Consider the following 19,741-nt stretch of genomic DNA (forward strand, 5'->3'; position numbering starts at 1 on the left):
AACACCTATTTATGTTACTTAAAAACACTATTCAAAACTTCACAATTGCTGCCTTTGCTTTATTTTTTTATCAAAACAGCACAGCACAGCAAACTGATAAAGTTTACCTTTCCGGAAAAGATTTTGAACATCCTGTACAATGGGATTTCTTTTGTACCGGAGGCAATAACAGTCAAAAATGGTCTAAAATAAACGTTCCTTCCCAATGGGAATTAGAAGGTTTTGGTGAATATACTTATGGAAGATGGTACAAAGAACTGAACCAAAAAGAACCGAGTAAGGAAGAAGGTTTGTATAAATTTGAATTTGAAGTTCCTGCAGATTATAAAGACAAAGTGGTTCAGATTGTGTTTGGTGGAGCGATGACGGATACCGAAGTAAAAGTCAACGGAAAGCTGGCAGGAGCTATTCATCAAGGAGGTTTTTACGAATTTAAATATGATATTTCGTCTTTATTGAAATTCGGTTCTAAAAATACGTTAGAAGTTCATGTCTGGAAACATTCTGCCAATAAATCAGTAAATGCAGCCGAAAGAAGAGCGGATTGGTGGCTCTTTGGCGGAATTTATCGTCCGGTTTGGTTAGAAGTTTCCCCTAAAACGCATATTGAGCATATTGCTGTAAATCCAAAAATGGACGGTTCGATTACAGTCGATCTGAGCCTTAAAAACGTTTTCAAAAATGCTGTTTTAGAAGCTACTTTGAAAGGTTTAAACGGAGAAAATTTCCAAACTTTTACTTTTCCGATAAAAGCAAAAACCACAAAGGAATCAATAGCAGCGCAATGGAAAAACATCAAACCATGGAATCCGGAAAGTCCGAATTTATATGATCTGGAACTGGTTTTAAAACATAACGGAAACATCGTTCATAAATACGACAAACGAATTGGTTTCAGAACTTTAGAATTCAAAAAACAAGACGGAATTTATGTAAATGGTACCAAAATTGTGATGAAAGGCATCAACCGTCATTCTTTCTGGCCTGAAGGCGGAAGAAGCACCAGTAAACGCATCAGCGAAATGGACGGTAAATTACTGAAGGACATGAACATGAATGCCGTGAGAGGACATTATCCGCCGGACACTCACTTTTTAGAAGTTTGTGACTCTTTAGGTCTTTTTGTCTTGAACGAACTTGCCGGCTGGCAAAACTCTTACGATACTGAAACTGGAACTAAGCTGGTTACAGAAATGGTTGTCCGCGATGTTAATCATCCATCAGTAATTATCTGGGACAATGGTAACGAAGGCGGATGGAATTATAATGTTGATAAAGTTTTTGAAGATAATGACCCTCAAAAAAGAATCGTCATCCACCCTTGGGCTGATTTTAACGGCTGGGATACGCACCACTACCCTACTTATTTAACTGGAATGCATCGTTTTAATGCCGGAGAAAATGTATTTTTTCCAACAGAATTCATGCACGGAACCTATGATAACGGACACGGAGCAGCTCTGGAAGATTTCTGGACCAGATACAAACAAAGTCCGCTTTTTGCAGGAGGATTTATGTGGGCAATGTTAGACGAAGCAGTTTTCCGTTCAGACTGGAAAGGTGATACCAAATTTGATTCCAAAGGTTCTTTGGCAGCAGACGGAATTTTAGGACCGCACCGTGAAAGAGAAGGCAGTTATTATACCGTAAAAGAAGTCTGGGCCCCGATTCAGTTTCAGCCTAAACAAGTAAATCCAGATTTTGATGGCTCTTTCTTAATTACAAACGACTATCTTTTCAGCAATCTGAATTCCTGTAAAATGGAGTTTAAAGTACTGAAATGTGATAATGATGTTTTATATACTAACGGAACTTCAAAGGAAATCAGTTCAGGTAAAATTGAAATTCCGGGTATTGATCCGGGCGAAACACGCAAAATTAAATTCGCTGTTCCTTCTAATTTTGCTGAAGGTGATATTTTATCCATTACAGCTCATGATCAGTTTAACAATGAAATTTATACCTGGACATGGCCTATTCATAAAGCAAAATATTATGCAGCTAAATTTTTAGCAATTCAGAATACAAAAGCAAAAGCTTCGGGAACAAAAGCAGGTAATGAAATTACCTTAAAAGGAAATGATGTTACAGTTGTTTTAGATGCCACAACTGGAGAAATTACTTCAGTTAAAAATGGCACAGCTACCATTCCGTTGACAAATGGTCCAAGACCAATCGGAATGAAAGCCAAATTAAAAGACATTCAGGTTTCTCAGGAAGGCGATAAAGCGATTTGTACAATATCATACACTGGAGGTTTATCATCAATCAAATGGATTATGGAACCGGACGGGAGATTTAAAATGGAATTGATTGCCCTTAAAAATGCTTCGGGCGGAGAAGGTTTTGACGGTGCGTTTTTTGAAGATAAAATAAACTCCTGGGGTGTTACTTTTAGTTTTCCTGAAAAAGACGTAACCGGCATCAAATGGTTTGGAAAAGGCCCCTACCATGTCTGGAAAAACAGACTAAAAGGAACTACTTTCGGTATCTGGGAAAAAGATTATAACACCACTATAACCGGAGAAAGTTTTGAAAATCTGATCTATCCCGAATTCAAAGGATATCACGCTAATTTATTGGGAGCAAACTTAAAAGCAGGAGCTTCATCTTTTAAAGTTTTCAGTGAATCTGATAATTTGTTTTTGAGATTATTCACACCTGATTTGCCTAAAAATGGTTTCGCAGGTAGTTATCCGCAGCCAGCATTTCCGGAAGGAGATATTTCGTTCATGTATGAAATTCCGGCTATGAGAGATTTCAAACCTTTGGAGCATCAGGGACCAGAAAGTCAGGCCACCAATATTCGTATCAAAAGCGGTGATGACGGAATCAAAATGAATTTATGGTTTGATTTTAGGAAGTAAAAATTTTGTTTCAGGTTTGGGTTTGTTTTAGGTTTCAGATTAAACAAATACTTATCACAAAGTAAATGTCATTTTGACGAAGGAGAAATCGCTGAGAGAAAACAGCTTACTGTTGTAGAGTTTCTAGTGTGATTTCTCCCAAAAGGTCGAAATGACAAAAAATTACATTTGCATCTTACATTTCACAAAATACATTTCACATTTTACAACCCACAATATGAAATCGATTAAAATAATTACAATACTACTTTTAGGATTATTATTTTTCAATTTTACTCCAAAACAAAAAGACAACAACAAACCTACCGTTTACACCGTAGGCGATTCCACTGTAAAAAATGGTCGTGGTGACGGATCCGGCGGACTTTGGGGCTGGGGAGATTATATCGGGCAGTTTTTGGATACTACGAAAATCCGAATCGAAAATCATGCTTTGGGCGGTACCAGCAGCAGGACTTTTCAGGATAAAGGTTTGTGGACAGCGGTTTTAAACAAACTTAAGAAAGGCGATTATGTACTGATTCAGTTTGGCCATAATGATGATGGTCCTTTAAACGATACCCTTCGTGCTCGAGGAACAATTAAAGGGATCGGAAACGAAACACAGGAAATCGACAACTTGCTTACTAAAAAGCATGAAACAGTACACACCTATGGCTGGTACATTCAGAAAGTGGTTCAGGAAGCGAAATCAAAAGGCGCTATTCCGATTATTTGTTCACCAATTCCAAGAAATGACTGGAAAGAAGGAAAAGTTCCACGCAACAATAAATCGTATGGATTGTGGGCGAAACAAATCGCCGAAAAAGAAAAGGTAACTTTTATCGAATTAAACGATAAGATGGCGATTGAAATGGAAAAGTTAGGTGAAGCAAAAGTAACCGGAACTTATTTCTACAAAAAAGATCATACGCATCCTTCTGCAAAAGGAGCTGTATTAGCTGCTTCTCTAATAGTCAATGAACTTAAATCAAGCAAAAATTCTTTAAAAAAATATATTTTAAAAAACCCAAAAATTGTATTGCCTGTTAAGAAAAAAGTCTTTTTAATTGGCGATTCAACTATGGCGAACAATAAGAATGAAAATGCTGTAGGTTGGGGATTTGCCTTTCCTCAATATTGTGATACTACCCGAATTGAAGTGATCAATAAAGCCCGTGGCGGCAGAAGTACCAGAACATTTGAGAAAGAAGGTTTATGGACTGAGGTAAGAAACCAGCTTAAACCGGGAGATTATATCATGATTCAGTTTGGTCATAATGATGCAGGAGCTGTTGACAAGGAGAAATTCAGAGGTTCATTAAAAGGCAATGGTGATGAAACTCAGGTAGTGGTTCGTGACAGTATAACAGAAACCGTTCATACTTTTGGGTGGTATATGCAGAAATTCATCAGGGAAGCCAAAGAAAAAGGTGCTATTCCGATTGTTTTAAGCCAGACGCCAAGAAACGAATGGCCAAACGACAAAGTAGAACGCAGAACTGATACGTACGGAAACTGGTCCAAAATTGCAGCGGAAAGAGAAAAAGCTTTTTATATTGATTTGAATGAAATTGTAGCTTTGAAATATGAAGCTTTAGGCAAAGAAAAAGTAAAAGCGTTTTTCCCGAAAGACCACACGCACACCGGAGTTGAAGGTGCTGCTTTTAATGCTCTTGCGGTAGCCGAAAGTCTTAAAAAGATAAAAGATTGCGGGCTTAGGGAATATATTGAAATTCCGAACTAAGCTATAAAGGCAATCTGTAAAATATAAAATGTCAGATGTTATCTCAGATGAATATAAATTTGTGAATGTAAACTTTTCACTTTTGACTTTCGCCTTTTCACTTTTCGCTTTCTTAATAAAAAAAAACCTCGTTCAAATTAAACGAGGTTTTTAGTATTATTTTTTTGATTCTTCGATAGAAACTTTTCTAAACTCTTTTAAAAGTTTTTCAATCTCTAAAGATGATTTACGTGCTCTTGCTCCTGCTGCTTTAACACCTTTTTCAGATAATGATTCAGATTCTGTTTTGAATACTTCTAATTCAGCGTTGATTTTTACTAATAGATCTTTCATGCTTATATATGTTAAATTAAGTGGCAAAAATAAAAGTTTGCTCTATAGATAACGTAAGTTTAGTGTTAAAATTATCACAGTTTTTTGCAATTGAGTTACTATTATTTTTTTTATGCTTTTCACTCCTAAAAACCAGATGATTACAAAATATAAAAAAGTTACATTTCTAAATAATATTTCAGACACAGCCCTAAAAACTTACTTAATTTTATCATAATTCACCTTTTTGGCATCTTTTTTAAATTGATTTTCCAGAGCGATCTCCATTTTTTCGGCTACAGACTTCTGTTCCTGTATCAAATTTTTCTTCTCTTCAGGATCTTTTTCAATATTATAAAGTTCTAAATTTGCAGGAGTATTGACGTGTCTGGTCCTGATTATCTTCCACGGCTTTCTGATTAAAGATTCGTGCAAATGACCTCTGACATAAATTTCCTGATCTGCTATTGCTTTATTTTCTGAAATTACCGGCCAGACATTTTTACCTTCAATACTTTTTGGCAAATTGTTATCTCCAGCCAAAGACAAAATACCGGGCAATAAATCTATTACCGAAATATAATTCTCATTTTTATACTTATTTAAATGACCTTTCCAGTAAAATATGCAAGGAACTCTAATTGCTCCTTCATAATTTGATGTTTTCCAGTCCCTGAGCGGTGTATTATCTCCCAGTGTGATATTTGATGGGTGAATGCCGTTATATTCATTTTTAGAGTCCCAATTTTCCATAGCACCATTATCACTCATAAAAATAACCAATGTGTTTTTATCCAGTTTTTCCTGTTTCAATTTTTCTAACAATATTCCAATACTATTGTCCATGTGGCTCATTGCTGCGGCAAAATCTCTTCTGGAACTGTCTTTTATGGAATTTATATACGGATCTTTCCATTTTTGTTCTTCCTGTAAAGGAAAATGCGGTGCGCTATAAGCCACTTCCAAAAAGAAGCTTTTCTTAGAATCTCTTTTTTCTGAAAGCCATTTTATTGCTTCATTCGTAATTAAATCAGTCGCATGGCCTTGTTCTTCGATAAACTCACCATTTCGATACCAGCTTTTGTCGCCGTTTTTATAGAGATGGGTATACTGATCGATTTGTCCGTGCAAAAAACCGTACGAATAGTCAAATCCATACGCTGTTGGTCCGCTGCTTTGCTGCAAACCCAGATGCCATTTGCCAATAAGTGCGGTTTGATAATTGTTTTTATGCAATAATTTTGGCAGTGTCGGAATGGAATCCGGAAGCTTAAACTGACTTTTATCACTAATTGGAGCTACAATTCCCATACGGCTGGCAGGTCGCCCTGTAAACAGGCTTGCCCTTGATGGTGAACAGGTAGGATTGGCATAAAACCGATCCAGTTCTACCCCATTTCTGGCTAAAAAGTCGATATTGGGAGTCTTGATTACTGAACCGTGATAACCAACATCATTCCATCCGGCGTCGTCTGCCATAATTAAAATGATATTTGGTTTTTCTGTTGCACTCTTTTGATTCTTTTGACTATATGAAATTGAAAAACAAAACGATAATAGTATTAAAAATTGCTTATTGGTATTCATATTTTTTATCATTTAAAATTTGATTCTAATTCGATTTAAACCCGTTGGTGCAATTAGTTTTTGATGATGATTTGCATTAAAAAAGGTTCTCGATGCATTTTTTGTTTCGTTTCTCTACTAAAAAACACTTGAACTGACGTTTTGAATTTAGGTTCATCTTTTTAGATTTTAGAATTTACAGTTATATAATCCAATACAATTCCGGTTTGATTCACGTTAATTGCAATCGTATGTTTTCCTTTATTTGCATTTGAAACAGGCCGTTTTACAATAGCGCTATTACGAAGTACATTTTCTTTCCATGTTTTGTCACGATCTTTTGTATTAATTGAAAATAATTGCTTTTTATCTCCATCTAATTGTACTTCAATTTGATGATCGAAATTGTTTGTATGAGTTGGAAGCAAATGAATTTCTATTTCGTAATCACCTTCTTTTTCAACTTCAAATTCATAGGAAACTGAAGGTTTTTCAGTTTTAAAATACTGCTGTTTCAACGGAAATAAAGTAACCGAATTGTCGCTGTAACCTAAACCATTAATTGTTTTCCATTGATACTCTTTTGTCTCTTTTTTAGAAATAAACTGATTTGCATTTATGAATTTTATCACATTCGAAGTTTCCTTAACTACTGCTTCTTTTGAAAATTCAGTCTTTTTAATTGAATCAAAAACAGGCAGATTTCTTGGTTTCATGGACATCATGTTATTCCATTTGCCGTTGCTCATTTTAGTGTTATAAAAATCGGTCAGTTCTTGTATTTTCTGATAGGCTTCTGAAGATAATAACTCATATTTTTTCTTCAGATTTGAATCAGATGCAGATGCCGCTAACTTCCAATATAAAAATTTATGATTCATATAAACAGCTCCTTTTACCGGATAAACCACTAATTGAAACCATGCATCTTTTCTTTCTGACGGAATAAAACTGGACAAATTATCAAGTTTCTGCATTAGATTATCATAGTCATTTATTCTTTTTTGAGATTCTTCTACAGAAAAATCAGAAAGTTTTACTGGTGTTGTCGGTTCAGTTTGGCTCCAGCCCATATATTCCGGTTTTCTTAGGAATGACAGACGGTAATGTTCTTTCATGACAAAACTCAATTCTGAAGCAATTTTAGCTGTAAATTCTCTTGATACCCATTTCTTTAGATAATCATTTAGTCCATCCGATTTCGCGGAATTAATATCCCAGGCCAAATCAAGGAAAAGTTCAGTATCGTATTCCGCGGGTTTGATATCCCCTACGTTTACAATCCACATTTTTTTAGCTCCATTTTCATAGGCTTTAGTCATTTCGTACCAAATCAAACCCGGTTGTGTTGTGCTCAGCCAAAGATAATCGTGTGGTCTTCCCCAATAACTAATATGATAATAAACACCGCTTCCTCCTGCTCTTTTTTGTTCTTCTTCATTGCTCAGACGGCGAATATATCCGTAATTATCATCGGGCCAAACCAAAGTTATATCATCCGGAACTTTAAGTCCGTTATCGTATAATTCCAACACTTCTTTGTACGGTACAAATGCCTGAGGAATCTCTTTTAACGGCTTTTTAAAAGTGTTTGAAAGCATTTCACGCTGATTCAAAATGATTTTTTCCACCATATCGATGGATTCTTTTAAATCTTTTGCGCCTTCCATTTTGCTGTCGTGAACACCACGCATGCCTAACGTCATAATGGTTTCGTTATTAGCCAATTTTAATTCGTCTAAACGATCCTGCCAATATTTATCAACCTTGGTTTTATTCGTAAAATAATTATAATCACCATGAATTTTAGGTTTCCATTCATCAACATTATTCCGAAGCATGGGTTCAGCATGTGAAGAACCAATAACCATATGGTATTTTTGAGCCATTTCCTTATTCCCCGGAAGGGTAAAAAAACCTTTTGTAGAAGGATGCATCGCCGGCCAAATCGTATTGGCTTTTAAACGCAATAACAACTGGAAAATCTTTTCGTAGGTTTTGGGTCCGATGTTCCCGACCTCCGGTTCGAATGTTTTTTCTGCCCAGGGTTCCAATCCCCAGTCTTCATCATTTAAAAAAATTCCTCTGTATTGAACTGATGGTGATGAAATAATTCCCTTTTGAGGAAGATGCAATGCAAGTTTTTCTTTTTTTATCGAATTGACATCTGCCCACCATTTCCATGGCGAAATTCCAAGACGCTCTGTAATTTCAAAAATGGCATAGACCGTTCCTCTTACATCGCTTCCGGTGACCAAAAGATTTTCTTTCTCTTTTTTGATCGAAAATTTCTCCCATTGACCAGACAAATCTTTGGATTTTGATTTAAAAAGATTTGATGAAGCCTGTCCAATATAAATTCCCTTTTTTGAAATTGTCTGAACCGGAATAATTTCTGGCCTTTTTCCTGTGATCTCTTTTACATCGTCAGCCAGTTCGTTTACAGCCCAAAGAATAAGTGCATCCGTATCTTTATCAATATAAATTGAAACTGAATAATTGGCATCTGCAATTAAAAAATCAACAGAATTTTTATCCTGACAGTAAGAATTGCTACACAAAAGAATAAACAGCAACACAAATCCAATAAATATATTTTTATTCATCTTAAAATTTATTTTGCTATAAAAACAAAAGTTCAAAGTTTACAACCCATTATGTCACAACTTTGAACTTTTGCTTCTTTATATTAATTAGAGAAAATTACTCAACTAACTGATTATTGATACGCACATTTTTTAAAGTAATTCCGTCAACAATGCTTTTATCGATAGTTGCTTTTGTCGCTTCTATATTCAGGTTTTCAAATGTAAAATTAGACAAACGAACGTTCGGGTCTTTTTCTACATTAAAAAACGTATCCGATTTCATATTGATGTTTTTCAACGTTACATGATCACCATAAGACAATGGAATATCAGGACGCCCTTTTAAGTCGAAAAATTGTTTCCATGCCAAAACAACCAGACAGTTTTTTGCTGTTCCTTTAATGTCTTCAACCCTGATATACTCATATCTTTGAGGAGTATCTGGTCTCATTTTTAACCAAAGCATTCTGGTTGCACCTTCAATTGTAGAATTACGCATGATGACATTTCGGTTGTGGATAGACTCGCTTCCGTTAGTTAAAGCAGAATGACAAAATCCATACGTACAATCTTCGATGATGATATTAGCATTTCCTCCGTTGTTTTTATCCTGATCTGCATAAGGGCCTTTTCCACCTTTTAAAGCAACTGCATCATCATTAACCGACATATAACAGCCTTTTATCAAAACATTGGTGCAGATATCGACATCAATAGCATCGGTACTTGGAGCCTTAATTTCTAAATGCGGAGAGAAAATATACACATCTAGCAATTTGACATTATTACATTTATAAAAATGATTCGTCCAAAAACCTGAATTGATCAGTTTTACATCCTGAAATTGTACATTGTTGGAGTTCCATACAAAAACTAATCTTGGTCTTGACACTTCAAGATTAGTACATTTTGGATTTATTTTTCGTCTTGCCCAGAAAGCTTCATAGTACTTATAACCGTTTCCGTTGATGGTTCCTTTACCTGAAATCGAAAAATTATCCACGCCATAAGCATTTACCAAAGCCGGGAAATAATCCAGGTTCTGGCCCTCCATTCTGGATGGCATAATCGGATAATTCGAAATATCATCAGAACCTTTTAAAGTTCCACCTTCTGAAACATATAAACTTGTTTTAGGTTTAAAGAATAAAGCACCGCTCAGGAAAACGCCTTTTGGAATCACAATTACTCCTCCTCCGCTTTTAGCTGCCTTATCAATTACTTTTTGGATTGCAACGGTCTGGATTTTGGTACTGTCTTTTACAACCCCAAAATCGGTTATCGTGTATTGTTTCCCTAAATCCTTCAGCTGAATTTTAGTATAATCCTTAAACCATGGTGTTATTTCACTTCCGTCCGGAAATGCGTCGTTTTTATAGTTTTGAGAAAATGCAGACTGGGAAATTCCCAAAATGCAGATTGCAAGTGTCAATAATCTTTTCATTGTATCTTTTTTGGTTTTTAAATTTTATGAGGTATAATTTTTAGTCTTCATGAGTCATTAAGAATTCTCTTTTCTTAAATATTTAAAAATAAAATAATTATTTCCGCCCATTTTTACGATTCTAATTCTTAATTAATCAAATTTATTCTATTCTTATTCTTTTTGTATCCTGTACTATCGGTTATAACTGTTAAATAAAAAGACAGGATGCTGCAGGATAACAATGCTGCTTGATAACGTTATTTTTACTTTTATAAATCTTTTTTATGATACAAAAATCCCGCTACATCTTCCTGTTAATGATTGTTTTATTTACGTTAAGCAGTTTTAAAAATGATGAAATTAACCTCGAAGGCAACTGGCATTTTGAAATTGACCGAAACGATGAAGGAATTACTCAAAAGTGGTACAACCGAAATCTCGCAGATGTCATAAAACTTCCCGGTTCTATGGCTGAATTTCTGAAAGGAGATGATATCACGCTCAAAACAAAATGGACAGGCTCTATTTATGACAGTTCTTTTTATTTTATTCCGAGATTAGAAAAATACCGTCAGCCGGGAAATATTCATATTCCGTTTTGGCTGACACCTGCCAAACACTATGTTGGAGCTGCATGGTATCAAAAGGAAGTCAATGTTCCTGCAAACTGGAAAGGCAGACGCATTTTGTTTCATTTAGAAAGAGCCCATATAGAAACCAGAGTCTGGATAAACGACAAGGAAGTAGGACTGCAAAATTCGTTAGTAGCACCACATATTTACGATTTAAGTGCCTTTCTCGTTCCGGGCAAACAACGCATTTCAATCCGAATTGATAATCGGATTACCAAAATAAATGTTGGCCCTGATTCGCATAGCGTTACCGATCATACACAGGGAAACTGGAATGGAATTATCGGCAAAATAGCTTTAGAGTCATTTTCACCAGTGTATATTGATGATGTTCAGATTTATCCGGATGTAAAAAACAGAAAAGCACGTGTAAAAATTACGATTCAGAATAGCACTCCAAATGCGTTTGATGGAAAGTTATCTTTATCAGCAAAAAGCTTCAACAGTCCAAAATCAGACAAAACAAAAGAAATTAACAGTCAGGTAACTATTTCGGGCACTGCCAGCAAATTCATCGAAATAGAACTTCCATTTGGAAAAGGAATGCAAACCTGGGACGAATTTGATCCTGCATTTTATCATCTGTCCGTAAAACTTAATGCTAAAGGAATACAATCTGAGAAAAAAATTCAGTTTGGGATGCGTGAATTTAAAATAAAAGAGAATACGTTTTTAATCAATGATGTTCCGGTTTTCCTTCGCGGAACGGTGCATAATTGTGAATTTCCATTAACAGGTTATCCTGCAATGACAGTTGAAGCCTGGGACAAAATATTTAAGACGATTAAATCTTATGGTTTGAATCATATACGTTTTCATTCCTGGTGTCCTCCCGAAGCAGCTTTTATTGCAGCTGACAAGGCCGGAATGTATTTGCAGCCCGAAGGTCCAAGCTGGCCTAATCACGGTCCAAAAATAGGATTAGGTCAGCCGATCGATAAGTTCTTATATGATGAAACCATGCGAATGGCAAAAGAGTATGGCAATTATGCTTCGTTTACGATGTTATCAGCAGGAAATGAGCCAGCAGGAAAACAAGTTGAGTATCTGAATGCCTTTGTGGATTTTTGGAAAGCCAAAGACAGCAGAAGGGTTTATACCGGAATGTCCGTTGGCGGAAGCTGGCCTGTGATCCCAAATGCAGAATACCAGTCACGTGGCGGTGTACGAGGACTGAACTGGAATAAATTACCGGAAACAGAATCCGATTTCAGTACCGGAATTGCTCCTTTTAAAGTGCCATTTGTAGCACACGAAATTGGCCAATATTGTGTTTTTCCAAATTTTGAAGAAATTCCGAAATACAAAGGCGTTTACAGGGCTAAAAATTTCGAAATGTTTCGTCAGGATCTCACAGATCACAACATGGCTGATCAGGCAAAAGACTTTTTGAATGCCTCCGGAAAATTACAGGTTTTATGTTATAAAAGCGAAATTGAAAAAATGCTGAGAACTCCGGGATATGCAGGATTTCAGGCTTTAGGATTACAGGACTTCCCTGGTCAGGGAACTGCTTTGGTAGGCATTTTGGACGCTTTTTTTCAGGAAAAAGGATATGTAAGTTCTCAAGAATATAAACGATTTTGTAATGAAACAGTTCCATTGCTGAAAGTCCCGAAATTTGTTTATACCAATACCGAAACTTTTAAGGCCGAAATAGCACTTTTTCACTCTGGTAAAAATCCTTTACAAAATGCAGTAATTAGCTGGGCTATCAAAAATGACAAAGGAAATATTCTTTCTGAAGGAAATTTCGATGCTAAAACTTTCGAAAATGGAAACGGAATCTTCGTTGGGAACCTTAACTTTCCATTGAATACTATCAAAGAAGCATCTAAATTAAATCTTGAAGTAAAAGTAAATAATACCCTTTTTATCAACGATTGGAACTTTTGGGTTTATTCTGACCGTAATGCAGAAATTGCTTCCTCGATATATTACACAACTGTTTTGGATGATAAAGCAAAAGAAGTTTTACAAAATGGCGGAAAAGTATTTTTGAATGCATCAGGAAAAGTGGTAAAAGGAAAAGAAGTAGAAATGCATTTTCTTCCGGTTTTCTGGAATACTTCCTGGTTTAAAATGCGTCCGCCTCATGTTACCGGAATGCTGATACAGGATAAAAGTAAGGCATTTGCCAGTTTCCCAACCAGTTTTCATAGTGATTTACAATGGTGGGAAATTCAAAACCGTTCACAGGTGATGAACCTTGAAGATTTTCCGGCAGATTTCCGTCCATTGGTTCAGCCGATTGACACCTGGTTTATGAACCGTAGGTTAGCATTGATATTTGAAGCTAAAGTTGGCAAAGGAAAAATTATCGTGAGCAGCGCTGATTTAGGACCCGATATTGAGAATAAACCTGCTGCAAAACAATTGTTCATTTCGTTACAGCAGTATATGAATTCGGATGCCTTTAATCCAAAAGGAAATTTAGATTTTGAAGTATTAAAAGACATTTTCGTGAGTCCGTCAAAAGAGCAATTTAAAACTTTTACCAAAGATAGCCCGGACGAATTGAAACCGAATTCTAATCAGAATAAAGTGAAATAAGTACTTAAGTTATACTTTATATAAATACCATTAAAAACTTAATAAAGAAATAAAAAGCGATTATAAAATATTTTTTACAATCGCTTTTTAGTATCTATCATCCTTAGAATTGTACTCTTTTGTTTAGTAATTCTAATTATTTGACTTTTCTTTTCAGCCATTCTTTAGGAACATTCACAATACAGATATTCATCGTTCGATTATCTTCGGAAAGCATTGCCGACTGGATTTGAATTTTCGTTCCGTCCCTGTTAAAAGTAGGGTGAACATGATCAGCCGCAGTTGTTTTATGTCCTGTGGTAAGCATCATCATTTCGTTTGTATTTCGGTCAATTAAATATAGACTTCTTGAAAAGTCGTCTCCAACTGCCCAACGTCCATCAGCAGAACCGTGTACATGCCACAATCCGCTGCCGCTTTTGGTTTGCCCTGCAATAATCATTTCTCTGGTTCTGAGATTTACAATTCCTAAGCCAGTAGGTTTTTCACGGGTTCCGGTATTGCCCCAATTGCTTTCCTGTCCGGGATTAACCGGATTTCTGATTCCGCCATTTTCAGCAATTTCTACAGGTGCTTCTTTCTGAATATCTATTTTTCGATGTCCCATGATGGCTATTGCCACTTCATCTTTAGAAATCACGGCTTCATGAGTTACCCATTCAAAATCAGATTCGGGATATAATGGTCGTAAACCTGTTCCATCTGCCATAACCGTCCACGTTCTTTGAGGCGACTTTCCTCCTGTTTCCCAACAAAAAACCAATTCACCCGGATTCAAGATATTTGACTGGATATGCCCTACCTGAAATGGTACAGAAACAACATGTTTAAATTCACCTGTTTTTAAATTCATGCTGCTGATTCCGCCTGGCCCTGCTCCCATATTCCTTGGACCAATGCTTTTCTCTATTTTTACATTCGGATCTAAGTGTCTTCCTGCTTCTTCTTTTCCGATTCTGAAATAAATTCGTTCTTCATCCGCATCCAGAGCCATATCACCTGAAGCTCCCATTTCCGGAATGGTTACACCGCAAATTCGTTCGTAAGCAGCAATGGGTTTCATTTTTCCGTCCTGGCTGTCTTTAAAAACAGCTTCCAGATTTACCTCTATAATCTGCATTTTATCGCCTTCTCCTTTACGCATAAAATACAATTTCATGCTTTTTTGAGCCATGCATAAAGTTCCGCTGTAACCGCCTTCGGTAACCTGAACCATTACACCTGATTTTTCATTCACCGCCACAGCTTCGCCATTTGCTCTTTTGGTTCTGAATATCAGCCATTTTCCATCAGCTGTCCATTGTGGATGTGTTGGATAGGTTTTGGAATCTCCAGCTGATTTCGTGGTTAAAAAAATCAGTTCCTGGCCTGTAACAGAATCTTTGATTATCTTTTTTTCTGATGGAAAACGGGTACCAATCTGACTGAAAGTCATTAGGGAAAAGAGCAGAAAAAATATATTTATTGTGGATTTTAATTTCATCTTATATTCATTTTTAGGAATCGACGGCTGAGAATAAAAAAGTCTTTTATTTATGGTCTGGATTAATCTCGCAAAGGCACAGAGACGCTAACTTTTATTTATTTCGAAGTAATAGAATTTGGCTAAGCCTATAATGTATGACAATTTTAACCTCCAGCTAAAGGTGGAGGCTATTCAATCTTATGGCTTTTAAAATAGTTGACTATAATTTTTTGGATTTTAGATAATTTACTTCAATCATTAATATGACTAAAATTCAAAACTTCTAACTTCTCACAAATAACATTTTACTTTTAATTTATTTATGCAGATTATTTTTCCCTTCAACTTTTAGCTGTATAGCACTATCATTTATCTGAAACTGATTGTCTTTTAACAACAAAATTACTTCGGCTCCAGCCAACAAAACCGGACCATAACCATGAGCGGCAAAAACATTTATAGGACGGTAATAATAAAACGCAGGATCAAATCCCATACCTGTACCTACGCAGGTTCCTTCTACCTGACCTTTATCATTTACTTTTGAGGCAACTGCATTCCAACCCAATAAAACTGCAGGGCCATAAGTCATCTTATCTACATATCCACGATTAATTGCTCGGGCAATAGAATACGTGTAAATAGCTGTCGCAGAAGTTTCTAAATACGAATCATTTTTATCTAATAACTGATGCCAAAAACCAGTCCCGTGTTGATACTGTACCAGACCGGCGATATGTTTTTGCAATTGTGCCAAAACCTGTGGATATCCCGGGTGGGTTTTAGGCAAAACTTCAAGCAACTCAACCATAGTCATTATTGCCCAGCCATTAGCTCTTGCCCAATGAAATTGGGGATGTACTTCCATCGACTCTACCCAGCCGTGCATGTAGATTCCTTTTTGCTCGTTAAACATTCTTTTAGAAAACTGATTAACCTGTTTTACGGCATCATCAAAATATTTTGTGTCTCCTGTGTAAGCTCCCATTTGCGCTAAAGCTGGTACGCTCATAAACATATCGTCTAACCAAAGTGTATTATCCTGAGGTCTGTTTCGGGCTAAAGTTCCGTCTTTTAACCTAAACTGTTCATTGCTGATAAAGTGGATGTAATTGTTAACCAAAGGATCAATATTGGCTTTTAATCCGTCTTTTTTTGCCTTAATAAAAGCTGCACAAAGCGCGCCTGCAAAATCCAGTGCTTCGGGATGAAGCGTTTTGAGCATGTCTTTGTCTTTGATATTTTTTTCCTGAATATTTTCTGCAACATCAGCGATTAACTCTATTCTTTTATTGGAATAATCGGCAAAATATTTCTCTCCTGTAGCCTTAGATGCTAACAGCATTCCGGCATAGGTAACACCCCATTCATAACTGGTCAGCCTGAAAGCTCCTCGTTCGAAAATAACATCTTCTTTGTTTTTTTTGTAGTCTTTAATTTCTGCTTTTGTAGCAGCATTTACAATTTTAGAAGCCGAATTTTTATCCAGAAAATTGTAAACCCTGTCCAAAACCGCTTTTATGTTTTCTTTTTGCGGAATAACATAAGGTGTTGGATAATCAGGCTGCATTAGATGCAAAGGCGTTGTGGCATCATTGGTTTGGGCGTTTACAAAACTGCAGACACCAAAAACAAATAAAGCAATGAATTTGGTTGATTTATAGTTCATGGTTAGATATTTTTGGTTAGTAAAATTTATTATTATTTGCTTACTTCAACTTTTATTTTGGCCGAAAGCTGTTTCGCAAGAGTCGTTACATAATTGCTGAAATAAGCTGAATCTTTGAAGTTTGGATCGGCGCTCAGTTCCCAGCCTGCAATTGGATAATAGCTAATTGGCTGATTGTTTTTTGTACTCACTTTTATAAGATAGGAATTGGTCAGTTTACCTGTTTTTGGAGCTTCAATATAACCTTTGTAAACATTCTTTGGAATAATTATAGCCGTTCCCAGAATCCATTGACGCTCATAGGTTAATTTATCATGAAGTATAAAACAAACGTAATCACCGGCATCAATTACCTGCAATGGATTTTGGTTATTGATATTCGAAAATGCAATAGCTAAAGTTTCATTTCCTTTAAGTCCATTTAAAGAAACAGTGTTTTTGTATCCGTACATTCCCGGCCAGATTGAAGCTGTTTCCTGTACCTGATAGTTACTTCCCGAAGCCTGCCAGTTTTGATATTTATAACTTAAAACGGAATTTACCGGGCCTTCGCTTACGATTTTAAAAGTCGTTTTTTCAACATTATTGATCGTATCATTAATCAGAATTCCAAGTCTGTTGATTTCATTTCCAACAATTAACCCATAACCACCTAATCCGGCTGAAGTTCCTACAGGAAAAATATCCCTTCCCCAGTCGTGCATCTGATGATAATTATCTTCTACGGCACCTTTGCTGTTGATACCTACATTTTCTGGTGTAATTCCGGGAGTTCTTTTACCAAAAACATCTTTACAGTTTCTTCCGTCCAGATAATGCCTGAACCCTACTTTATCATTTTCCCAGGTTGGGCCATCGGTTTGGTATTTTTGAAAACCTAATTTTTTATACACCTGATTTGCCAGTAAAACTTCTTCCGTTGCTGGCTGTACCGGCAAATTTTCTGCTTCTCTTTTTCCGAATCGCGCACTGGTTTTTACGGTAAATTTAGGATCCGTATTGGACCATTTCAGTTCCACTGTTTTTTTTTCTTTTGCAGAAAAATCAGCCACAAAAAACAGTTCATCCCATTTTCCGTCACCATCTAAATCGTTTACCTGTGCCGGAATTGTATCTGAATTTTGCAATACTATTGGAAAAGATTTTTCGCTCTCCTTTACCTTTAGTGTACTTCTTTTTATTGAAACTGCTTTTTGAGGCAATTCTAAATCAGAATTATTAGTTAAAACAATTTTAGTCGATTGCGATTTTTGCGCTTTACAACTTATAAAAATCATAGTCGATAAAGCGATTGAAAGACAGAGTTTAGTTTTCATTATTGTGATTTTATTTTACTACTTATTTTACGGCAACATCCCAGATTTTTGACAATCTCGATTTTCCTTTTGGTCCTGAAATGTCTAAAACTACGACATATTTTCCAGCCTCTTTATATTCATGCACCGGATTTTTTTCAGACGAAAAACTTCCGTCCCCAAAATCCCATTTGTAGGATTCAATTTCACCCTCAGACTGATTAATAAAAGCTACTGTTCTTTTATTTTTATCAATTACGTTAAATGTCCATTTTGCATTTATATCTTTTTGGAATTGTTTTTCCAAAGGCATTAATTTAAACGGAAGACTGTAAGAAGCATTTCCATACATGGTATGTTCTTTCGATAAATTCCAGAAACCGTTGTTTTTTTCGTTATTCACATCATCATAATCAATGATTGCCCAGCAAAGTCCAATGTTTTTATTTTCCTCCAAAATGGATTCAATAGCTCTGGAAGGATCATTCCCTGCATAATCAAAAGGAGTAATCCAGAATTCTAATGTCAGTTTTCCCGATTCACCAGCTTTAAAATTATAATTTGAAGCAGCATTTGCATACGGCAGTTCCTTGATCCACGGCTGGCTTCCCCAGACCAACGTCCAGTCTTTGCCTTCTGCAGGAGTAAAAATGTGGTAGTTTTGCGCATGAACGCCGTGATACGAAAAATAGGCATCCATAGTATTTGTTAATGCCTTATTAGGATGGAATCGGTCTATAAATGGCCCTCCCGACTGGTCGGCATCAATAATAACTTCAAAAGTGTCATTATGCAGTCCCGGAAGTGAAAAATCCCAATAGTCATCATACGCTTCATATAAAAAATATAGCTGGTTCAGTCCTTTTACCCAGGCCACTTTTACACTTACATCTAAGTTTTTAGGATTCGCTTTTGCATGTTTTCCGCTGTCTTCCCATAACTGATCCATACCAACTGTATAGTTTTCAGGAACCATTTTCCAGTCATCAGTCTTTCCATCAATAGTTGGGATTTTATTAGCCGGAAACTGAAAAACCTTAAAAGTTCTGGTGTCTTGTGACCAGCATTGAAACATTATGCAAAATAGTATCGCTCCTAAAAATGTGTTTTTTGTATGAAGTTTCATAAGTTTATTTTTAAATTTTGCCTGTCATACCTATGGGGTAAAATTAATCATCAAAAACGGTTCTCGATACATTTTTTTATTCCGTTTTTCTACACAAAAAAAACACTCAAACTGACAATAATAGTTAGATACAATGGATTAATCTAAATGAAAGACTTCTTTCAAACTAATAGCTACAGGAGAGTTATCCGGATTCGTTTCCATAATATCCCCCATATAAGCCCACCATTTTTTTACAATGGGATGGTTTGGCAACAAATCAAAATCAAAATCAGCACTTATTTTTTGAACGGCAAAAAGTATCAGTGTTTCTTCATCCAGAAAAATACTGTAATCCTGTATACCGGTTTCTGAAAGGAGGCTTGCTAATTCAGACCAGATTTCGTCATGTCGCTTTTTATACTCCGCTTCAAAGCCCGGTTTTAATTTCATTTTAAAAGCATTTCTTACCATAATTTTTAATTTTTTAAAGAGTATTTTTCTACGCTATTTACATTATTTTGAAGATAAACGAAG

12 protein-coding genes are annotated in these 19,741 nt (G+C 36.0%); 3 read left to right on the forward strand and 9 right to left on the reverse strand.

Translation table 11 applies throughout. From position 1 onward, the window contains the following. Positions 1-11 precede the first annotated feature (11 nt). Positions 12-2,867, forward strand: a complete 2,856-nt coding sequence (locus tag K8B81_RS02045; RefSeq protein WP_223678553.1) for a glycoside hydrolase family 2 protein — start codon at positions 12-14, stop codon at positions 2,865-2,867. A 217-nt stretch (positions 2,868-3,084) separates the two neighbouring features. Further along, positions 3,085-4,593, forward strand: a complete 1,509-nt coding sequence (locus K8B81_RS02050) for a rhamnogalacturonan acetylesterase (RefSeq protein WP_223678554.1) — start codon at positions 3,085-3,087, stop codon at positions 4,591-4,593. A 156-nt stretch (positions 4,594-4,749) separates the two neighbouring features. Here the strand turns inward: K8B81_RS02050 and K8B81_RS02055 are convergent, their stop codons facing one another. From K8B81_RS02055 to K8B81_RS02070, 4 genes are all read right to left on the reverse strand, one after another. Next, positions 4,750-4,926, reverse strand: a complete 177-nt coding sequence (locus K8B81_RS02055) for a histone H1 (protein ID WP_031453507.1) — start codon at positions 4,924-4,926, stop codon at positions 4,750-4,752. Positions 4,927-5,124: 198 nt separating this feature from the next. Then, complete coding sequence (locus K8B81_RS02060) at positions 5,125-6,504, reverse strand: arylsulfatase B (protein WP_223678555.1); 1,380 nt, start codon at positions 6,502-6,504, stop codon at positions 5,125-5,127. 149 nt (positions 6,505-6,653) lie between these two features. Then, a complete protein-coding gene (locus tag K8B81_RS02065) occupies positions 6,654-9,077 on the reverse strand; it encodes a glycosyl hydrolase 115 family protein (protein ID WP_223678556.1) in 2,424 nt (807 codons plus the stop codon). Positions 9,078-9,174: 97 nt separating this feature from the next. Beyond that, positions 9,175-10,503: a rhamnogalacturonidase gene (locus tag K8B81_RS02070; RefSeq protein ID WP_223678557.1), complete on the reverse strand. Its 1,329-nt coding sequence runs from the start codon at positions 10,501-10,503 to the stop codon at positions 9,175-9,177. A gap of 266 nt (positions 10,504-10,769) precedes the next feature. Between K8B81_RS02070 and K8B81_RS02075 the strand changes: the two genes are divergently transcribed. Then, positions 10,770-13,670 carry an exo-beta-1,4-galactosidase gene (locus tag K8B81_RS02075; protein WP_223678558.1) on the forward strand — a complete coding sequence of 967 codons (2,901 nt, stop codon included), beginning with the start codon at positions 10,770-10,772 and terminating at the stop codon, positions 13,668-13,670. A gap of 136 nt (positions 13,671-13,806) precedes the next feature. Here the strand turns inward: K8B81_RS02075 and K8B81_RS02080 are convergent, their stop codons facing one another. The 5 genes from K8B81_RS02080 to rhaM all read right to left on the reverse strand — a co-directional run bounded on the left by K8B81_RS02080 (position 13,807) and on the right by rhaM (position 19,678). Next, positions 13,807-15,153 (reverse strand): hypothetical protein, encoded by a 1,347-nt coding sequence (locus K8B81_RS02080; RefSeq protein WP_223678559.1) that lies wholly within the window; start codon positions 15,151-15,153, stop codon positions 13,807-13,809. Positions 15,154-15,451: 298 nt separating this feature from the next. Further along, positions 15,452-16,804: a glycoside hydrolase family 88/105 protein gene (locus tag K8B81_RS02085; RefSeq protein ID WP_223678560.1), complete on the reverse strand. Its 1,353-nt coding sequence runs from the start codon at positions 16,802-16,804 to the stop codon at positions 15,452-15,454. 32 nt (positions 16,805-16,836) lie between these two features. Next, complete coding sequence (locus tag K8B81_RS02090; RefSeq protein ID WP_223678561.1) at positions 16,837-18,120, reverse strand: DUF4861 domain-containing protein; 1,284 nt, start codon at positions 18,118-18,120, stop codon at positions 16,837-16,839. Between the two features lie 22 nt (positions 18,121-18,142). Then, a complete protein-coding gene (locus K8B81_RS02095; RefSeq protein ID WP_223678562.1) occupies positions 18,143-19,225 on the reverse strand; it encodes a PKD domain-containing protein in 1,083 nt (360 codons plus the stop codon). A 138-nt stretch (positions 19,226-19,363) separates the two neighbouring features. Further along, a complete protein-coding gene (gene rhaM / locus K8B81_RS02100) occupies positions 19,364-19,678 on the reverse strand; it encodes an L-rhamnose mutarotase (protein WP_223678563.1) in 315 nt (104 codons plus the stop codon). Positions 19,679-19,741 lie beyond the last annotated feature (63 nt).

It is taken from the genome of Flavobacterium hibisci, from assembly GCF_020026925.1.
GTDB classification, from domain to species: Bacteria; Bacteroidota; Bacteroidia; order Flavobacteriales; family Flavobacteriaceae; genus Flavobacterium; species Flavobacterium hibisci.